Genomic DNA, 17,584 nt, shown 5'->3' with positions numbered 1-17,584 from the left:
TCAGGAAAACGCCACAGCACTTCCAGGAAGTATCCGCACCACCCGGCGGATACTTCCATCCCGCTGGGGCCGGTCTTCCAGCACCAGCCTGCCTTCGGCATAAAGCTGAATACAGGCTGGGTAGAGTTTCCACTCCTCCTCCAGCCCTTTGCGCTTCACATCCTCCAGGGTATCTCCCGGCAGGATGGGAAAGGCAGCCTGCCCCACAATGGGCCCTGAATCTTCTCCGTAATCCACAAAATGCACCGTACAGCCCCCCACCCGGCAGCCATGACGGAAAGTATCGCCGTATCCGTCCACACCGGCAAAGGCAGGCAGGAGGGCCGGATGGATGTTCATGATTCTGGGAAGTCCCCCGTTGCAAAGACCGTTTTTAGGCTGCATATGATCCAGAAAATAGGGGGTAAGGGTTCGCATGAACCCGGCCAGTACCAGAAGATCAATGTCATAGGGCAGGAGGGCCTCCAGCAAAAGACGCTCCGCCGCAGCCCTGCGGGCAATGAAGGATCGGATCTTTTGCCCGTCTTCCGCAGGAGAAAACAGGGCCTGTCTGGCGCAGACCCCGTCAAGATCCAGATCCCCTGGCAGAAAATCTTCGGGTCGATCCCCTGCCTGCTTCAGGATGGTTTTATAATCCACCACAAAATGATCCACACCCATGGCGGCTGCCCGGCTGAGTCCTCCCGCGTCCAGACGATCCGCGCCGACCACCCGTACCTCGGCATCCAGACTTCCCCGCTTACAGGCATCCATAATGGCCTGGGCATTGCTGCCGCTGCCCGAAAGCAAGATGGCGATTCCCAAAGGCTTTTTCATATTGACCTTTCCCCAGACCATCCCCTGCTCGGAAAAAACAGGCAAGAACAGCCTTGCTATATTTTTCAAAATATGAAGAAATCCTGACCATACATTCCGTTTTCTCGGAACGCCCCTGATATCCGTCAGGATAAGGAGGCATGCAAAACAACCATGACTGGCTTATAGCCTGCATTTTCCCTGGACTCAAGCCAGGTTTTTCAAATATTAAAGACGGGATCACCATGGAAACCTTTGTCGCAAGACAACCCATTTTCAATCAGAAAAAAGAGATTGTGGCCTTTGAACTCCTCTTCCGCAACGGCATGCACAACGCCATGCCGGACATGGACGGGGATGAGGCCTCCGTCCAGCTTTTATCCAATACCTTTCTCAGCATCGGCATCCAGACCCTCACCGAGGGGAAAAAAGCCTTCATCAATTTTACGGAAAACCTCCTTCTCCAGAAAATTCCTCTCATGCTCCCCATTAAGGAAACGGTAATAGAAATCCTGGAAACCGTTAATCCCACGCAGGAAATCATCACCGCCTGTCAGGAGATGTCCCGGAAAGGCTATGTCCTGGCCCTGGATGATTTCATCTACAGCCCCCCCTGGCAGGAAGTGATGCAGTCCGCCCGCATCATCAAGATTGATTTCCGGATCAGCTCCGAAGAAAAAATCCGGGAATGCATGGCCGTTAAAACCTCAAGACCCCTCATCTTCCTTGCGGAAAAGGTGGAAACCTACGAAGAATTCCGCAAGGCCGTGGACATGGGTTTTTCCCTCTTCCAGGGCTATTTTTTCTGCAAACCGGAAATCATCAAGGGAAAGGAAATCCAGGGCCAGACCCTGAACCTTCTGCAAATCACGGCGGAAAGCGCCAAACCCGACATGGACTTCGACCGCATGGAAGCCCTCATCCACAGGGACGTGGGTATTGCTTACACCCTTCTGCGCTACATCAATTCCGCCTTTTTCAAACGCATCCGGGAGATCACCTCCATCCGTCAGGCGCTGGTACTCATGGGCACGGACGAAATCCGCCGTTTCATCGCCATCATCACCCTCAGCAAGATCTGCTCAGACAAACCGGAAGCCCTGCTCAAGGCCTCCTGCATCCGGGGAAAATTCTGCGAACGCCTCGGAGCTGAAACCGGTAAAACGGGACTGTCCAACGAACTGTTCACCCTGGGGATGTTCTCCCTTCTCGATGCCATCTTAGATGAACCCATGGAAATCATCTTAAAAAAACTATCCCTTTCCCGGAACATCACCGAGGCCCTCCTCCATGCCAAGGGGATGCTCTGGCCCTACCTCCAGCTTGCCGTGGCCTACGAACAGGGAGACTGGGATACTGTTCCCCAGACCCTTTCCGCCATCGGCATACCGGAAGAACGGGTGCCAGGTCTCTATCTCGATGCCTGCGAATGGAGCCGTAACCTGCCTTCTTCCTGAAACAGGGGAGCGGCTTCCAGCCCCAAAGCCTTAAGGATAAAAAGTGGTACCCTGTAACCTTTCCTTCCTTTTCCGCCTCTGGAATATACAACCAGGGTTTCAGGAAATCAGAAGACGGAGAGCGGCAGGCTGATTGACAAGGCGGAACCTGACCCCTATAGTGATTTCTGATTTTTTGAAACCAGGCCGGATGTCCGGCGAATTTATACGTTCACTCCCATGAGAAAGGATACATCCATGGCGGAAGGTGTTCTTGAAATCGGTGATGCCGATTTTGAAAAGGAAGTACTCCAGTCAGACATTCCCGTACTCATCGACTTCTGGGCTCCCTGGTGCGGTCCCTGCCGGGCCATGACCCCCATCATTGAAGACCTCGGGAAAAAATTTGCGGGCAAGGCCAAAATCGTCAAGTTCAATGTGGACGACAACCCCATCACTCCGGGCCGCTTCGGCGTAAAAGCCATTCCCACACTGATTTTCTTTAAAAATGGTACCCTCGTGGAGCAGGTCACGGGCATGATGGCCAAGCCCAAAATCGAAGAGCTTCTGAACGAAATGATTGGATAAACGATCCATGGATTCCCAAGTTTACGACCTTATCATCATCGGGGGTGGCCCGGCTGGTTTAACGGCCGGCCTTTACGCATGCAGAGCACGTCTGAAAACCCTGCTCATTGAAAAAATGGTGCCGGGCGGACAGATCATGATCACAGACTGGGTAGAAAACTATCCCGGCTTTCCCGAAGGTATCTCCGGTGCCGAACTGGCCGAACGCATGACCCGTCAGGCCGATGCCTTTGGTCTGGAAACGGCCTATGAAGAGGTGGTGGCCATCCGCCCTGAAGGAGACGTGAAGGAAGTCGTTCTCACGGATAAAAGTCTTTTTGCAAAAACCCTCATCATTGCTACCGGGGCCTTTGCCAGAAAACTGAATATCCCCGGAGAGGATGCCTTTTACGGAAGGGGGGTTTCCTTCTGTGGTACCTGTGACGGCCCCTTTTTCAAAGGAAAAACCGTAGTGGCCATCGGCGGTGGCGATACGGCCGTACAGGAATCCATCTACCTTACCAAATTTGTGGACAAGGTCTTTCTCGTACACCGCAGAGATCAGCTCAGGGCTACCCGGATTCTCCAGGAAAGGGCTTTTTCCAATCCCAAAATCACCATGGTATGGGATTCTGTTCCGGAAGCCATACTGGGGGGTGATACGGGACTTTCTGCGGTTCGGATACGCAATGTCAAAACCGGTCACATCCAGGATCTTGCCGCTGATGGCTGTTTTGTCTGGATTGGCATCACCCCCCATGCCACCTTCATCAAGGATACCCTGGCAAGGGACGCCCAGGGCTTCATCATGGTCAATGAACGCATGGAAACCTCGGTTCCCGGCGTTTTTGCCTGCGGTGACATCCGCAACACCCCCCTGAGACAGGTAGCCACCGCTGTGGGGGATGCGGCCATTGCTGCGGTATCCGCCGAACATTACCTGACTGCACTCTGATCCCTGAAACAGGACGCCATCGGTTCCGCTGCGTTTTACCTGTCCTGACAGGACAAAAAAACACAGCGGAACCGCTTTTTCCTGTCAGGCTGTCTTTTCCTGTTCCAGCGTACAGGATCAACCCCCATACGGATGGATTTTTTCAGGTCATCATGAAATCAAAATATGTCTCCATCTTTCTTCTTCTCCTGCTATGTCTCTGTGTCACTGCCTGTGCCACAAAAAAACCGGAAAAAACAGCACCGGAGCTTCTGGTGGAAGGCAGGGATGCCTTTGAAAATGAAAAATACCGAAGTTCCCTGGAAGCTTTCCGGCAACTCCGGGACTGGTACCCCTTCAGCCAGCACGCCACGGAAGCGACCATCCGCATTGCAGACGCCCACTACGCCCTCAAGGAATATGCCGAGGCTGCCGTAGTCTATGCGGAATTTGAACGTCTCCATCCCACAAATACGGAAACCCCCAGAGCCGTCTTCCAGCTGGGTATGTGCCATTTTGAGCGTATAGACAGTGAAGACAGAGATCAGACCCCGGCAAAAAACGCCCTGTATATTTTTCTTAAATTACAGGAAAACTATACCGGTACACCCTATGCGGCCCAGGCGGATGAAAAAATACGGTTATGCAGGGAAAGTCTTGCCCGTTCCGAACTCTATGTGGCCCAGTACTACTTTCGTACCAAAGCCTTTATTGCGGCAAAGAGCCGTGTAGAAAATCTCCTGACCGCCTATCCTCAGACACCCCAGGCAGCAGAAGGCCGTATCCTGCTGGAAAAAATAAACCTGGCACTGCAACCCTAAAAAAATTCCGGATTTTAAAAATTTGTTCCCTTTACTTCAGGTCATCTTTGGTGTATTGGGTTATGGTTTTGGTACGATTCATGATTTTCTTGCGGTTTTTTCATACCGCATTTTCCATCAGCAGGGAGACCCTAAATTATGTCCAAAGAATGTGCTATCTGTGGCAAAAAACCCATGGTCGGAAACAACGTCAGCCACGCCCACAATGTCACCAAGCGTCGCTTCAATCCCAACCTTCAGAGTGTCCGGAGCCTTCAGAATGGTGCGATAAAACGCATCAAGGTCTGTACCCAGTGCATTAAATCCGGTCGCGTGGTCAAAGCAGGCTGAAAACGGCTTGCCGCAGACATAAAAGAACCGGCACTACCCAAATGCCAAAAAAGGATCCTGGAATAATTTCCAAGGATCCTTTTTCATGTTCTGACATTCTCGAAATTTTCAAAAGCCCTGTTTGTCCATACAGCATGTAGCATTTTTCGCAAGGGCCTAACCTTCCCCATCAAAATTCGATTCGCCGCACTTCCTCCACATCCCGAATACGTCTTAAGGCCGATTGCACCCTTTCCAGAAGCTCCCGTCCCGTCACACCCACGGTGAAAAAGGTATCCACCTCAAGATCTTCCCGTGTCGCCGTATGTGCCGACAGGATATTGGCACCTGTCTTGGTAATGGCTGAAGCCATATCCGCAAGAAGTCCCAAACGGTCATGGGAATGCACCCGGAGGCGCACGGGATAAAACTCGCTGCTGTCATGGGCCCAGTCCACATCAATATGGCGTTCCGCATCCAGTCTCTTGATGCTGGGACAATTCTCGTGATGCACGCTCACACCCTGGCCCTGGGTGATATACCCCACAATGGGATCTCCGGGAACGGGCTGGCAGCATTTGCCAAAACGCACCAGAATATCATCCATCCCCTTGACCACCACCCCGTCCCCTCTGGGTTTTTTCCGATTGCCGGTTCCAATGAGTCTTTGCAAGATGGAAGGCGGTTTTCTTTCCGCTTCGGATGCGGGGGCAAACCGTCTCAGTACCTGCAAGGGAGTCACCTTGCCATACCCCACACTGGCAACAAGATCTTCCACGGTCTTGAAATTGAAAAACTGGGCGACCTCCTGCATGGTCTCCGTATTGACAAGAGCGCTGAAATTCAGTTTCTGCTTACGGAAAGCCTTTTCACAGAGTTCCCGGCCCAGGGAAAGGGAACGTTCCCTCTCCTGATTTCTCACCCACTGACGGATGCGGTTTTTGGCCCGAACCGTTTTGACAAAACTCAACCAGTCCTTGCTGGGCGTATGTTCCTTGGAGGTGATGATCTCCATAATGTCCCCGTTGCGCATCTCATAGCTCAGGGGTACCATACGGCCATTGGCCTTGGCTCCGGCACACTGCCCTCCCACCTCGGTGTGGATCATGTAGGCAAAATCCACAGGTGTGGCACCCTTGGGCAGGTTTTTCACCTCACCAGTGGGCGTGAACACATAAACCTCATCCGGAAAAAGATCGATGCGTACATTTTCCATGAACTCCTGGGGATCCCGGGATTCCTCCTGGTTTTCCACAAGATTCTGAATCCAGGCAAAGGCCCTCGCGATATTGGGATCGGCATTCTTGCCTTCCTTGTAGCTCCAGTGAGCCGCAATACCACTTTTTGCAACCCTGTCCATCTCCCAGGTTCGGATCTGTACCTCCATGCGTTCCCCATAGGGGCCCACCACCGTGGTGTGCAGACTCTGGTACATATTGGGCTTGGGCATACCGATATAGTCCTTGAACTTCTTCGGAATCGGACGCCACAGGGCATGTACCACCCCCAGAGCTTCATAACACTGGGATACGGAATTCAGGATAATGCGGAAAGCCGTAAGATCATAAATTTCAGAGAGACTCAGTTTCTGCTGCACCATTTTCTGGTAGATGCTGGGAATCTGCTTGTAACGCCCCATGACACTGGCGGACAGTCCTGCATCTGTCATGCGCTTTTCAAGAATTCCCCGCACCTCTTCCACATAGCGGGCCCGCTCTTCCCTGTCCTTGGCAATACCCGCTTCAATTTCGGCATAGGCTTCCGCCTTCAGGTAGCGGAAGGCCAGATCGTCCAGCTCGTTTTTGAGCTGGTACATACCGAGACGGGCCGCAATGGGGGAATAGATATCCCAGGTTTCCTGGGATATCTTCATCACCTTATCCATTTTTTTATGGAAGCCCAGGGTGCGCATATTGTGCAGACGATCCGCCAGCTTGATGAGAATCACACGGATATCATCGGCCATGGCCAGAATCATCTTGCGGATGCTTTCCGCCTGCCGGTGCTCGGATGTCTGAAAAGGCAGCTTGCTGATCTTGGTGACACCCGCCACAATATGCCCCACATCCACCCCGAACATCTCGCGGATCTCCTCTTCCGTGGCGTGGGTGTCCTCCACCACGTCATGGAGCAGACCGGCGGCAATACTCACCGTATCCAGCCTCAGATCCGACAGGATACCCGCCACCTCCAGGGGATGGGTAAGATAAGGCTCACCCGAAAGCCGTACCTGCCCGTCATGAACCCGGGCCGAATAAATATAGGCCCTTTCCACAAGGTCAATATCTGCTTCCGGATCGTATTCCAGAATCCGGTCTATGATGTCGGTAATACGAATCATCAGAACCCGTTCTCCCCCTGTCCCCGATGTTCCCGCAACCAGGCATGGCCGAAGCGCACTGCATCAGATCCACCAGCATCCGCTCTCAATAGGACTTCGCAAAAACCACCCGCCTCGGACTTTTTTCTCCACAGAAAATACAGAGTCCCTCTTCTTCTTCCGCATCCAGGGGAATACAGCGAATGGTGACAGAAAGATCCTGCTTGATTTTTGCCTCGCAGGCCGCATCTCCGCACCAGTGGGCCAGGGCAAAGCCCCCATGGATTTCCGGTTTTTCCGGATTGGCCGCCGTAAACCAGGCATAAAAGGCCTCTTTGTCATCCAGCTCCCGGGTATGGGCCTTTTGAAAGGCCAAGGCTTGATCATACATATTTTTCTGGATGGCATCCAGTGTTTCCTTCACCACACGGCCCAGATCGGCCCGCTTCACCACACTGCGCTCCCCCGTGTCTCTGCGGAACATGAACACCGCATCCTCGGCCATGTCCCTCGGCCCCATCTCCAGACGAATGGGTACCCCCTTCTTGATCCATTCCCAGTTGCGTCCCGCCATGTCCCGACTGTCGATTTCCACGGCAAGCTTCCTGTCGGCATAGGTCTCTTTACGCAGGAGGGCCGCCGTGTCCCGGGTATAGGCCAGGATGGCCTCGGGATCGGCATCTTTACGGAAAACCGGCAGGAGCACCACATGGGCCGGTGCCACCTTCGGAGGCATCATGACACCGTCGTCATCCCCATGGGTCATGATGAGTCCACCGATCATGCGCGTGGAAGCCCCCCAGGAGGTCGTCCAGGCATGGGTGTCCTGACCGTCCGGCCCCTGGAAACGGATATCCGAGGCTTTGGCAAAATTCTGGCCCAGAAAATGGGAGGTTCCTGCCTGAAGAGCCTTTCTGTCCTGCATCATGGCTTCAATGCAGAAGGTTTCCACAGCACCGGGAAAACGCTCCGACGGGGTTTTCACTCCCCGCAGAACGGGCATGGCCAGCCAGTTTTCCACAAAATCCGCATAGATATGCAGCATCATGCGGGTACGCTCCAGAGCTTCGGCCTCACTGGCATGGGCCGTGTGCCCCTCCTGCCAGAGGAACTCACTGGTTCGCAGAAAGGTACGGGTACGCATTTCCCAGCGCACCACATTGGCCCACTGGTTGATGAGGAGGGGAAGATCCCTGTAGCTCGTTACCCATTTGGAAAAAGAATCCCCGATGATGGTTTCCGATGTGGGACGGACAATCAGGGGTTCCGCAAGCGGGCCTGCGGGAACAAGGCCACCTTCCGGCCCCGCTTCCAGACGGTGATGGGTCACCACAGCGCATTCCTTGGCAAAACCGTCCACATGTTCCGCTTCTTTTTCAAGAAAACTTAAAGGTATGAAAAGGGGAAAATAGGCATTTTTTACCCCCGTTTCCTTGAACATGCCATCCAGAACCGCCACCATCTGCTCCCAGAGAGCATAGCCCCAGGGCTTGATCACCATGCACCCCCGGACAGGAGAGTTCTCTGCCATGTCCGAAGCCTTCACCACCTGCTGATACCATTCCGGATAATCTTCCAAACGCGTCGGCGTAATTGCCGTTTTCTTATTCTGTGCCATATGTCATTCCGTCCTTTAAGGCTTTGTGCCATTCTTCTTCCAGGATCGCCACCTCAGCCATGAGAACATCCACCAGTTCCTCCTCACGGCATGTGCGAACCACCTCCCCTTTACGAAACAAGATCCCCTTACCAAGCCCTCCGGCAATGCCCACGTCCGCCTCTCTGGCTTCACCCGGCCCATTCACCACACAGCCCATAATCGCCACCTTGATGGGAGCCCTGACCGTGAGCAACCGCTTTTCCACGGCATCCAGGATGGCAAAAAGATCAATCCGGGTTCGGCCACAGGTAGGACAGGATACGATGTCCGGCCCCCGCTGCCGCAACCCGAGGCTTTTTAAAATCTCATAGCCCACCCGAATCTCCTCCACAGGGTCACGGGTCAGGGAAACCCGCAAGGTGTCCCCGATACCTTCAGCCAGCAGCATGCCAATCCCAAGAGCACTCTTCACCACACCGGGAAAAAGCCCGCCCGCCTCCGTAACGCCCACATGCAAAGGATAATCACAGCGGTCTGCCAGAAGACGGTAAGCTGCCACGGTACGGGGCACATCCGAGGCTTTGAGGGAAATCTTGATGGCATCAAAACCCAGGTTCTCCAGAATCCCCACATGGGACAAAGCACTTTCCACCATGGCCTCGGGCCTTGCACCACCATAGCGGGCAAGCAGTTCCTTCTCAAGGGATCCGGCATTGACACCGATACGGATGGGAAGTCCCTTGTCCCGGGCCGCAGCCACCACTTCCCGTACATGAGCTTCGGAACCGATGTTTCCGGGATTGATGCGCAGGGCATCACACCCCGAATCTGCTGCGGCAAGAGCCAGACGATAATCAAAATGAATATCTGCCACAAGGGGGAGAGAAATTTCTTTTTTAATGGCTCGAATCGCTCTGGCTGCGGCCATGTCCGGAACTGCCACCCGAACAATCTCGCAACCGGCCTCTCCAAGCCTCTGAATCTGGGACACAGTAGCTTCCACATTGTCCGTGGGTGTATTGGTCATGGACTGCACACGGACAGGAGCCATACCGCCCACCTCAAGACCACCGAGAAAAAGACTGTGCCGTACCCTGCGTTTTGCAGGAATGGCCATACACGGAGTTGAAGAATGGGTTTCCAAAACAGTACTCCCTGATAAGGATTTTTGCATGACAACAATTCCCGGTCATAACAGAGACCATGATGAACTGCAAGAAAAGCCATGGAAACGGTAGCTTCAGATGGCTTGCCTATGCTCCCGTAGCAGTATATGGTGAAGGGTCTCAACTGGCAGAGCATCCCTTCTGCCCCGGTCGAACATGATGGGCCGCATCCCTGCCATCTCTCCCGGAAATGCTTTTTTCAGCCTTGGCGGCCCGCACGGCCGGGAAAGGAAATCAGTGCGTCTTTTTTTCTTTACTTTGCGCTGCATCCTTGAATTTCTGGCACTCCTTCTCATCTGTCTCAGCCTGAAGATTGCCTGGCACCTGCACACCCGTCCCGCCCCCGCCCCCGCCCCCCTGCAAGAAATTCTTGACGAAGGCGTGCTGCGCGTTGTCACCCGGAACGCCCTCCACACCTATTCCCTTTACAATGGCATGCCCATGGGCTTTGAATACGATCTGGTCAAAACCTTTACAGAAGAGATGAACCTCAAACTGGAAGTTCTTCTCGCAGACAGCATCCCCGCCATGGAAAAACTTCTGGATGAGGGAAAGGCCCATATCGCCATCCCCGGCATGCCTGTCAGCGGAGAAAGTCGGGCCATCTTTTCCCAGCCCTACATGCATATGGAGTATGTCTGTGTTGTTCACCGCAGCAACAACCAGTTCCGGACAATCCAGGATCTTGAGGGAATGCGGGTACACCTTCCCGCACAGGCCCGTATTCTTCCCCTGTTACGGGATCTTCAGGATGGGGGGATGACCATGGAAATCATCGAAGAAAAACTGCACAGCGAAGAGCTTTTCCAGAAAGTCAGCACACGGGAAATAGATCTCGCCATCATCCCCGATCACATGGCCCGCCGCTACCAGAGGTACTATCCCCAGGCCAGTCCTGCCCTGATACTGGGGAACCCGGCCCCCCTTGTCTGGATGCTGCCAGTGAATGCCCATAAACTGCGGTATCATGTGAACCGCTTCCTGGCCAAAGCAAAGGCAGAGGGTCTGCTGGAAGCCCTCCGGAAACACCATTACGGCAACCTCGATCTTTTTGACTATGTGGATCTCATGCGCTTTCACAAGCGTATACAGACTCGCCTTCCCCGCTACCAGGCTCTCTTTGAAAAACATGCCGCTTCCCATGGCTTTGACTGGCGGCTCATCGCAGCCCAATCCTATCAGGAATCCCATCTGAATCCCTGGGCCCGCAGCCGCGCCAATGCCCGGGGCCTTATGCAGCTCATGGGAAGAACGGCCCGCAGCCTTGGGGTAAGCAATATTCACGACCCCAGCCAAAACATTGAAGCTGGTATGCGTTATCTGAAAAAACTGCACGCACTCTTTGATCAGGCCGAAGAACCCCATCGCAGTTACATTGCTCTGGGTGCCTATAATGTGGGCCAGGGTCACATGCTGGATGCCCGTAATCTGGCCCGCCGCATGAATCTCGATCCGGATCGCTGGTACAATCTGGAAAAGACCCTACCCCTGCTGGAAAAGAAAAAATATTATAAGGATGCCATCTACGGATACTGCCGGGGTTCAGAACCCGTTCTCTATCTGCGCAAAATCCTTTTATACTATGACATTCTCCGCCATAAAAGTCTGCTCAAGTCCGCAAACCTGCCCCCCGAGTAAGGCACATCCCACTCTGGTTGCCACCTTACTTCAGTTATCGTTCCCATACTCCGACGTGGAAAGGTGGGATCAATGCTGTATGGATCAAATGTATGGCTGTTCTCGCCTCTCAGGGAAAGGACATGAAGGCAAGGGGAAGACCTGAAACGGCACGGCTGAGTCAGGGCAACCATCAGACAAACAAAAGGGCAGGGGAAATTCCCCTGCCCCTCTGACCTTCATGGTGATAGGCTTTCAGGCTCCGCCCACAAAGGGATTGAATCGTTTTTCATTGCCGATGGTGGTTTCCGGCCCATGACCGCAGTACACCCTGATACCATCCCCAAGGGGAAAAAGCCGTTCCCGGATGCTGGCAATAAGGGTTCCGTAATCCCCTCCCGGCAGATCTGTCCTGCCGATGGAACCGGCAAACAGGGTGTCCCCCACAAAGACTACGCCCTTTCCGGCAAAAGAAAGCCCCCCCCGGGAATGCCCCGGTGTATGGATCACCTTCAGCACTTCTTCACCGAAACGAATTTCCTCTCCCCCCTTAAGGGGCAGATCACAGGGAGGGGAGTTTTCCGAACGCAGGCCAAAGGCCATGGCCATGGTGGCAAGCTGCCCCAGCATGGAGGCATCTTCAGGATGGATACAGATCTCCGCACCCGTTACCTCTTTTAAACGCCGGTTGGCTGCCACATGGTCAAAATGGCCGTGGGTGTTGAGAATATACTTTACCGTAAGTTTCTCTTTGCCAAGAGCCATGAGAATACGATCCCCTTCATCACCCGGATCAATGACAACGGCTTCCCGGGTTTTCTCACAACCGACAATGAAACAATTGGCCATAATGGGACCTACGGCCAGGGATTTGATGAGCATGGTTTTCCTCCATCCAGGGCCATCCGACAAGGCAGGCTTGACCGGACAGGCTCCTGTTATCAATCTGCCGTCTCTTCAGAAGAGGCTTGCTGAGCCTGACTCTCCCTGTCCTTCCGGACACTGTCCAGAATACCGTTGACAAACCCACCGGAATCCCGTGTACCAAATTTCTTGGCAAGATCAATGGCCTCATTGATGGAAACCTTGAAGGGGATATCCTTCATATACACAATCTCAAAAACCGCCATCCGCAACACATTGCGATCCACACGGCCCATGCGGGGGATACGCCAGTTACTGGAAAAGGTCTCAATAATACGATCAAGCACTTCAATATGATCCACCACCCCCTGCACCAGTGTTTCAAACAGGGTAAGGGTGGCATCTTCAGGAATAAAGACATGACAGAACAGGGCTTTCACCTGATTCGAATAATCTCCCCGAAGATCCATGGAGAACAGAAGTTGCAAGGCCTGTTCCCGCGCCCTACGCCGGTATCCCATCAGGCTTTATCCACCACATCCATGAGGTTGGCCATTTCAAGGGCGACAACGGCGGCATCAAAACCCTTGTTCCCCGCCTTGGTTCCGGCACGCTCAATGGCCTGCTCAATGGTGTCTGTGGTCAGAATACCGAAAATCACGGGAACCCCCGTTTCCAGCATCACCTGGGCAATCCCCTTGGCCGCCTCACCCGCCACATAATCAAAGTGGGGAGTGGCACCACGGATCACAGCACCCAGACAGATCACCGCATCATAGCTTCCTTTGGCCGCCACCTTTTTGGCCATCAGCGGTACCTCATAGGCACCGGGAACTTTCACAATATCAATGGCTTCCTCGGAAGCACCATGGCGTACCAGGCCGTCAATGGCCCCGCCGACAAGACGCTCCGTGATAAAATCATTGAAACGTGTGCATACGATGGCAAAGCGCTTACCATCAGCCCGCAACGGGGCTTCTAGAATCCTTGGCATTTCTTGTTTCTCCTTATCCGGTCAAAGAGCAAAGACGTTTTAGATGTCTGGGAATTCAAAAATAAGCGTTACGCATCTTTATCCATCAGAGTGAGAAGATGGCCCATCTTGAGTTTCTTGCATTCCAGATAGCAGCGGTTCACATCATTGGATTCAATCTCAATGGGCACCTGATCCACAATACGCAGACCATAGCCTTCCAGTCCCACCATTTTTTTGGGGTTGTTGGTGATCAGCCGCATCTCCCGAATACCGAGATCTACCAGAATCTGAGCACCGATACCATAATCCCGCATATCCGGTTTAAACCCAAGCTTCACATTGGCTTCCACCGTATCAAAGCCCTCATCCTGAAGATTATAGGCCTTCAGTTTGTTTACAAGACCGATTCCACGGCCTTCCTGGCGGATATACAGCAGAACACCGCAACCCTCTTCTTCCATCATCTGCATGGCTTTTCTCAGCTGATCCCCGCAGTCACAGCGGAGAGATCCGAAGATATCCCCCGTCAGGCATTCGGAGTGCACCCGAACCAGAACGGGTTTGGCCGGGTCAATCTCCCCCTTGATAAAAGCAATATGCTGATAATCATCAATGGCATTCTCATAGACCACCGTTCGGAAATCTCCGGCAAAGGAGGTGGGAATCCGGGCTTCCACCTGACGCTGGACAAAACTTTCCGTACGCAGGCGATAGGCGATCAGATCCGCCACCGTACAGATACCGATGCCGTGTTCCTCACTGAAACGTTCCATGGAAGGCATGCGGGCCATGGTACCATCATCATCCATAATCTCACAGATCACCCCCGCAGGTTTCAGGCCCGCAAGACGGGCCAGATCCACGGAACCTTCGGTCTGACCGGAGCGCACGATCACGCCTCCGTCCTTGGCACGCAAAGGGAAAATATGGCCGGGACGCACCAGATCTCTGGGTTTTGCCCCATCTTTCACAGCCGCCAGAATGGTGGTGGCCCGGTCTGCTGCGGAGATCCCCGTGGTAACCCCTTCCCTGGCCTCAATGGACACGGTAAATCCCGTACCAAAGGGGGAGGTGTTGTTGGTGACCATCATGGGCAGATCCAGAGCGTCGCATTTTTCCGCAGTCAGGGAAAGGCAGATCAGTCCTCTGCCGAATTTTGCCATAAAGTTGATGGCTTCCGGCGTTACCTTTTCCGCAGCCATGGTGAGATCGCCTTCATTTTCCCGATCCTCGTCATCGGCCAGAATAACCATTTTTCCGGCCCGGATATCTTCAATGGCCTGTTCTATTGTGATCTTCGGCATGAAACCTTCCTAAACCTCTCCATGTAAGTTCCAGACCCTGCAAACGGCAGAGTCTGGCTTACAAAAACCCGTTTTTCGCCAGAAAGGAAAGATCCAGACCTCCGGATACCGGAGGCCGGTCTTCCCCCGCCCCGGAGGGCATGGTGATCAGACGTTCAATATATTTACCCACAATATCCGTTTCTATGTTGACACTCTCCCCCACAGCCCGGTTTCCCACGGTGGAAAGCCCTGCGGTATGGGGAATGATGGAAACGGAAAAGCGGTCACTTCCGCAGGTGTTCACCGTAAGACTGGTACCGTCCACGGCAACCGATCCCTTGGGAATCAGATAGCGGGCCAGGGAAGACGGGATGCCGATGGTGATGATGATGGCATTGCTCCGGGTTTCCCTGGAAAGAATGCGGCCTTCACCATCCACATGACCGGTAACGATGTGCCCGTCCAGGCGGGAAGAAAGGGTCAGAGCCCGTTCCAGATTCACGCGCTCCCCCACCCGGGCGATCTTGAACCGGGATCTTGCCACGGTCTCTGGTGCCACATCCACGGTGAAACGCCGCCCCTGAAGCCTTACCGCCGTCAGGCAGGCTCCGTTCACCGCAATGCTGTCACCGATACGGGTACCCGTGAGATCAAAATCCGCCTCAACGCTCATTTTCCGCCCCTCACCCGCAGGCAGCAACTCCCGGATGGTACCCATTCCTTCAATAATTCCCGTAAACATCCCTCAGAAAACTCCCATCCTGTCCCGTAAGCTCATGCCAGGTTCGGCAGCACCGGACGTCCCTCGACCCGGATGTCCATGCCTGTACGAAAAATATCCATTTTCTCCAGAACCATGCTCTCAGCCATACGCAACGGCCCCGGCCCGTCCAGTACCGGGATACCATCCCCTCCCAGAATCTTGGCCGCGTAGAAAAAAACCACATGATCCACAATGCCGCTTTGAAGCGCCGAAGCCGCCACACGGCCTCCGCCTTCAATGAGCAGACTCTGCACTCCCCGCTTTGCCAGAAGGGGCAGAAGGGCCTTCAGATCCAGCCCGCCGTTTTTGCGGGGAACTTCCAGAATTTCAGTTCCCCCTGCAAGAAAAGGAGCCTTCTTCTCCGCAGCCGTTCCTTCGGCGCAGACAAGAACCGTAGCAGAATCACTTTTCTGACGCAACACCTGGGCATCTTCGGGAATTTCCAGGGTGGAGGCCAGTACAATGCGCAGAGGATCCCGGCCTCCGCCTTCAGGAAGGCGGCAGGTAAGGCTGGGGTTATCGGCCCGTACCGTGGCACTGCCCACCAGAATGGCATCCAGACGCTGACGCAGGTGACGGTGGCACCACTCCCTGGAGGCAGACCCCGTCACCCATTTGGAATCCCCACTGCGGGTGGCCACACGGCCATCCAGGGTCATGGCGCATTTCAGCACCACGTAGGGAAGCCCCGTCTCCACCATCTTCAAAAAAGGAGCGTTCAGCGCTCTGGCCTTGTCCTCACAAAGCCCCGTCTCCACCGTAAGCCCCGCAGCCCGAAGCTTTTCCTGGCCGCCTGCGGCCTTGGGATTGGGATCCGCCATGGCCATGACCACCCGGTGGATACCGGCCTTCAGGATGGCCTCCGTGCAGGGCGGGGTCTTGCCGTAATGGTTGCAGGGCTCCAGGGTCACATAAATCGTCGCCCCCCTTGCCGCCTCCCCTGCAGCAGCAAGGGCATGGATTTCCGCATGGGGGCCGCCATAGGCCATATGCCAGCCCTCACCCACCACCTTTCCGTCCTTGACCACAAGAGCCCCCACCAGGGGATTGGGAGAGGTACGACCGCTGCCCCTTTCGGCCAGTTCCAAAGCCCTTTCCATGAAAACGACGTCGTTCATGCGTCCTTTTCCCGAATGAGAAGAGATTTCAGTTCTTCCACAAAATCGTTCACATCCTTGAACTCCCGGTAAACCGAAGCAAAACGCACATAGGCAATGGGGTCGAGAGCATGGAGCCAGGTCATCACCCTTTCCCCCAGAGTACGGGACGCGATTTCCTTTTCTCCGGATTCCCGCAGATCCCGTTCCAGCTCATCCATAAAATTTTCGATGGTGTGCATGCTCACATTCCGCTTTTCACAGGCCCGGAGAATGCCACTGCGCAGTTTTTCCCGGTTGAATTTTTCCCGGCGACCGTCCTTTTTGACAATCATCATGGGGATTTCTTCAATCTGCTCATAGGTCGTGAAGCGACGGGAACAGAACAGACACTCCCGCCGCCTGCGGATCATGTTACCTTCCTTGCTCAGGCGGGAATCAATAACCTTGTTATCCCCTTCCCCGCAAAACGGACATTTCATCAGGACTCCTTAGGGATATTCCCCTGTAGACACAAACAATCCGTCTTTTTCCAATCCCTCGTTTTCCAATCAGGTGAAATCCGTCCTTCATTCCCTATTTTTTCAAGGGGAATCCCCGCCTCTTCCAGCATCTGAAGGCTTAAGGGATCAGCGTACCCTTCCTGATAGCAGATATGTACAATACCGGCATTGATCAGCATACGGGCACAGATGGAACAGGGCTGGGTCGTGCAGTACAGAGTGGCGCCCATGATACTGACACCATGTCGGGCCGCCTGAATGATGGCATTCTGCTCCGCATGAATACCGCGGCAAAGCTCATGGCGCTGCCCCGAGGGTACACCCATCTGCTCCCGCAGGCAGCCCGTCTCATTGCAATGCCGTACCCCGCTGGGTGCCCCGTTGTAGCCTGTGGACAAAACCCGCCTGTCCTTGACCAGAATGGCACCTACAGCCCGACGCAGACAGGTGGATCTGCGGGCCACAAGGGTGGTGATATCCATGAAATAGGCATCCCAGGATGGCCGGTCTTCCTTCATCATCCTCCCCTT

Annotated in this window: 19 protein-coding genes; 7 read left to right on the top strand and 12 right to left on the bottom strand. The window is 54.1% G+C overall.

The features are described from left to right. The gene (gene purN, locus BR04_RS02185; protein ID WP_496354339.1) at positions 1 to 816 is read right to left on the bottom strand and encodes a phosphoribosylglycinamide formyltransferase; all 816 of its coding nucleotides are present in this window, start codon (positions 814 to 816) and stop codon (positions 1 to 3) included. A 224-nt stretch (positions 817 to 1,040) separates the two neighbouring features. Between purN and BR04_RS02180 the strand changes: the two genes are divergently transcribed. The 5 genes from BR04_RS02180 to rpmB all read left to right on the top strand — a co-directional run bounded on the left by BR04_RS02180 (position 1,041) and on the right by rpmB (position 4,883). Further along, positions 1,041 to 2,252 (top strand): EAL and HDOD domain-containing protein, encoded by a 1,212-nt coding sequence (locus tag BR04_RS02180; protein ID WP_496354338.1) that lies wholly within the window; start codon positions 1,041 to 1,043, stop codon positions 2,250 to 2,252. A 237-nt stretch (positions 2,253 to 2,489) separates the two neighbouring features. Further along, entirely contained in the window at positions 2,490 to 2,819 is a 330-nt protein-coding gene (gene trxA / locus BR04_RS02175) for a thioredoxin (RefSeq protein ID WP_496354337.1), read from the top strand. A gap of 7 nt (positions 2,820 to 2,826) precedes the next feature. Beyond that, the gene (gene trxB, locus BR04_RS02170; protein ID WP_496354336.1) at positions 2,827 to 3,753 is read left to right on the top strand and encodes a thioredoxin-disulfide reductase; all 927 of its coding nucleotides are present in this window, start codon (positions 2,827 to 2,829) and stop codon (positions 3,751 to 3,753) included. Positions 3,754 to 3,905: 152 nt separating this feature from the next. Beyond that, entirely contained in the window at positions 3,906 to 4,553 is a 648-nt protein-coding gene (gene bamD / locus BR04_RS02165) for an outer membrane protein assembly factor BamD (protein ID WP_496354335.1), read from the top strand. A gap of 138 nt (positions 4,554 to 4,691) precedes the next feature. Continuing rightward, complete coding sequence (rpmB, locus tag BR04_RS02160; protein WP_496354334.1) at positions 4,692 to 4,883, top strand: 50S ribosomal protein L28; 192 nt, start codon at positions 4,692 to 4,694, stop codon at positions 4,881 to 4,883. A gap of 169 nt (positions 4,884 to 5,052) precedes the next feature. Here the strand turns inward: rpmB and BR04_RS02155 are convergent, their stop codons facing one another. The 3 genes from BR04_RS02155 to ispG form a co-directional block, all read right to left on the bottom strand. Then, positions 5,053 to 7,203, bottom strand: a complete 2,151-nt coding sequence (locus BR04_RS02155) for a RelA/SpoT family protein (RefSeq protein ID WP_496354333.1) — start codon at positions 7,201 to 7,203, stop codon at positions 5,053 to 5,055. Between the two features lie 85 nt (positions 7,204 to 7,288). Continuing rightward, positions 7,289 to 8,800: a proline--tRNA ligase gene (proS, locus tag BR04_RS02150; protein ID WP_496354332.1), complete on the bottom strand. Its 1,512-nt coding sequence runs from the start codon at positions 8,798 to 8,800 to the stop codon at positions 7,289 to 7,291. After that, entirely contained in the window at positions 8,787 to 9,899 is a 1,113-nt protein-coding gene (ispG, locus tag BR04_RS02145) for a flavodoxin-dependent (E)-4-hydroxy-3-methylbut-2-enyl-diphosphate synthase (protein WP_496354446.1), read from the bottom strand. Before ispG ends, proS begins: the two co-directional genes overlap by 14 nt. A 286-nt stretch (positions 9,900 to 10,185) precedes the next feature. On the opposite strand from ispG, the gene mltF reads away from it, so the two are divergent. Further along, entirely contained in the window at positions 10,186 to 11,586 is a 1,401-nt protein-coding gene (mltF, locus tag BR04_RS02140) for a membrane-bound lytic murein transglycosylase MltF (protein ID WP_496354331.1), read from the top strand. Between the two features lie 92 nt (positions 11,587 to 11,678). Further along, complete coding sequence (locus BR04_RS02135; RefSeq protein WP_496354330.1) at positions 11,679 to 11,801, top strand: hypothetical protein; 123 nt, start codon at positions 11,679 to 11,681, stop codon at positions 11,799 to 11,801. A gap of 19 nt (positions 11,802 to 11,820) precedes the next feature. Here the strand turns inward: BR04_RS02135 and BR04_RS02130 are convergent, their stop codons facing one another. The 8 genes from BR04_RS02130 to BR04_RS02095 all read right to left on the bottom strand — a co-directional run bounded on the left by BR04_RS02130 (position 11,821) and on the right by BR04_RS02095 (position 17,572). Next, positions 11,821 to 12,447 carry an MBL fold metallo-hydrolase gene (locus BR04_RS02130; protein ID WP_496354329.1) on the bottom strand — a complete coding sequence of 209 codons (627 nt, stop codon included), beginning with the start codon at positions 12,445 to 12,447 and terminating at the stop codon, positions 11,821 to 11,823. 59 nt (positions 12,448 to 12,506) lie between these two features. After that, a complete protein-coding gene (nusB, locus tag BR04_RS02125) occupies positions 12,507 to 12,950 on the bottom strand; it encodes a transcription antitermination factor NusB (protein WP_496354328.1) in 444 nt (147 codons plus the stop codon). After that, complete coding sequence (ribH, locus tag BR04_RS02120; protein WP_496354327.1) at positions 12,950 to 13,423, bottom strand: 6,7-dimethyl-8-ribityllumazine synthase; 474 nt, start codon at positions 13,421 to 13,423, stop codon at positions 12,950 to 12,952. The genes nusB and ribH overlap by 1 nt, the downstream gene beginning before the upstream one ends. A 68-nt stretch (positions 13,424 to 13,491) precedes the next feature. Beyond that, complete coding sequence (locus BR04_RS02115) at positions 13,492 to 14,709, bottom strand: bifunctional 3,4-dihydroxy-2-butanone-4-phosphate synthase/GTP cyclohydrolase II (RefSeq protein WP_496354326.1); 1,218 nt, start codon at positions 14,707 to 14,709, stop codon at positions 13,492 to 13,494. A 58-nt stretch (positions 14,710 to 14,767) separates the two neighbouring features. Then, positions 14,768 to 15,433: a riboflavin synthase gene (locus BR04_RS02110; protein ID WP_496354325.1), complete on the bottom strand. Its 666-nt coding sequence runs from the start codon at positions 15,431 to 15,433 to the stop codon at positions 14,768 to 14,770. 32 nt (positions 15,434 to 15,465) lie between these two features. Further along, positions 15,466 to 16,572 carry a bifunctional diaminohydroxyphosphoribosylaminopyrimidine deaminase/5-amino-6-(5-phosphoribosylamino)uracil reductase RibD gene (gene ribD / locus BR04_RS02105; protein ID WP_496354324.1) on the bottom strand — a complete coding sequence of 369 codons (1,107 nt, stop codon included), beginning with the start codon at positions 16,570 to 16,572 and terminating at the stop codon, positions 15,466 to 15,468. Then, positions 16,569 to 17,033: a transcriptional regulator NrdR gene (gene nrdR / locus BR04_RS02100; protein ID WP_496354323.1), complete on the bottom strand. Its 465-nt coding sequence runs from the start codon at positions 17,031 to 17,033 to the stop codon at positions 16,569 to 16,571. Before nrdR ends, ribD begins: the two co-directional genes overlap by 4 nt. Next, positions 17,033 to 17,572, bottom strand: coding sequence for a deoxycytidylate deaminase (locus tag BR04_RS02095; protein WP_496354322.1), 540 nt, complete (start codon positions 17,570 to 17,572; stop codon positions 17,033 to 17,035). Before BR04_RS02095 ends, nrdR begins: the two co-directional genes overlap by 1 nt. Between the last annotated feature and the right edge of the window lie 12 nt (positions 17,573 to 17,584).

It is taken from the genome of Desulfobotulus sapovorans DSM 2055, from assembly GCF_059569355.1.
This window is presented reverse-complemented; position numbering and strand designations above follow the sequence as displayed.

Bases quoted from the DNA above. Each gene is read 5' to 3' on its own strand.
- purN (WP_496354339.1), bottom strand. From the start codon at position 816: ATGAAAAAGCCTTTGGGAATCGCCATCTTGCTTTCGGGCAGCGGCAGC.
- BR04_RS02180 (WP_496354338.1), top strand. From the start codon at position 1,041: ATGGAAACCTTTGTCGCAAGACAACCCATTTTCAATCAGAAAAAAGAG.
- trxA (WP_496354337.1), top strand. From the start codon at position 2,490: ATGGCGGAAGGTGTTCTTGAAATCGGTGATGCCGATTTTGAAAAGGAA.
- trxB (WP_496354336.1), top strand. From the start codon at position 2,827: ATGGATTCCCAAGTTTACGACCTTATCATCATCGGGGGTGGCCCGGCT.
- bamD (WP_496354335.1), top strand. From the start codon at position 3,906: ATGAAATCAAAATATGTCTCCATCTTTCTTCTTCTCCTGCTATGTCTC.
- rpmB (WP_496354334.1), top strand. From the start codon at position 4,692: ATGTCCAAAGAATGTGCTATCTGTGGCAAAAAACCCATGGTCGGAAAC.
- BR04_RS02155 (WP_496354333.1), bottom strand. From the start codon at position 7,203: ATGATTCGTATTACCGACATCATAGACCGGATTCTGGAATACGATCCG.
- proS (WP_496354332.1), bottom strand. From the start codon at position 8,800: ATGGCACAGAATAAGAAAACGGCAATTACGCCGACGCGTTTGGAAGAT.
- ispG (WP_496354446.1), bottom strand. From the start codon at position 9,899: ATGGCCATTCCTGCAAAACGCAGGGTACGGCACAGTCTTTTTCTCGGT.
- BR04_RS02135 (WP_496354330.1), top strand. From the start codon at position 11,679: ATGGCTGTTCTCGCCTCTCAGGGAAAGGACATGAAGGCAAGGGGAAGA.
- BR04_RS02130 (WP_496354329.1), bottom strand. From the start codon at position 12,447: ATGCTCATCAAATCCCTGGCCGTAGGTCCCATTATGGCCAATTGTTTC.
- nusB (WP_496354328.1), bottom strand. From the start codon at position 12,950: ATGGGATACCGGCGTAGGGCGCGGGAACAGGCCTTGCAACTTCTGTTC.
- ribH (WP_496354327.1), bottom strand. From the start codon at position 13,423: ATGCCAAGGATTCTAGAAGCCCCGTTGCGGGCTGATGGTAAGCGCTTT.
- BR04_RS02115 (WP_496354326.1), bottom strand. From the start codon at position 14,709: ATGCCGAAGATCACAATAGAACAGGCCATTGAAGATATCCGGGCCGGA.
- BR04_RS02110 (WP_496354325.1), bottom strand. From the start codon at position 15,433: ATGTTTACGGGAATTATTGAAGGAATGGGTACCATCCGGGAGTTGCTG.
- ribD (WP_496354324.1), bottom strand. From the start codon at position 16,572: ATGAACGACGTCGTTTTCATGGAAAGGGCTTTGGAACTGGCCGAAAGG.
- nrdR (WP_496354323.1), bottom strand. From the start codon at position 17,033: ATGAAATGTCCGTTTTGCGGGGAAGGGGATAACAAGGTTATTGATTCC.
- BR04_RS02095 (WP_496354322.1), bottom strand. From the start codon at position 17,572: ATGAAGGAAGACCGGCCATCCTGGGATGCCTATTTCATGGATATCACC.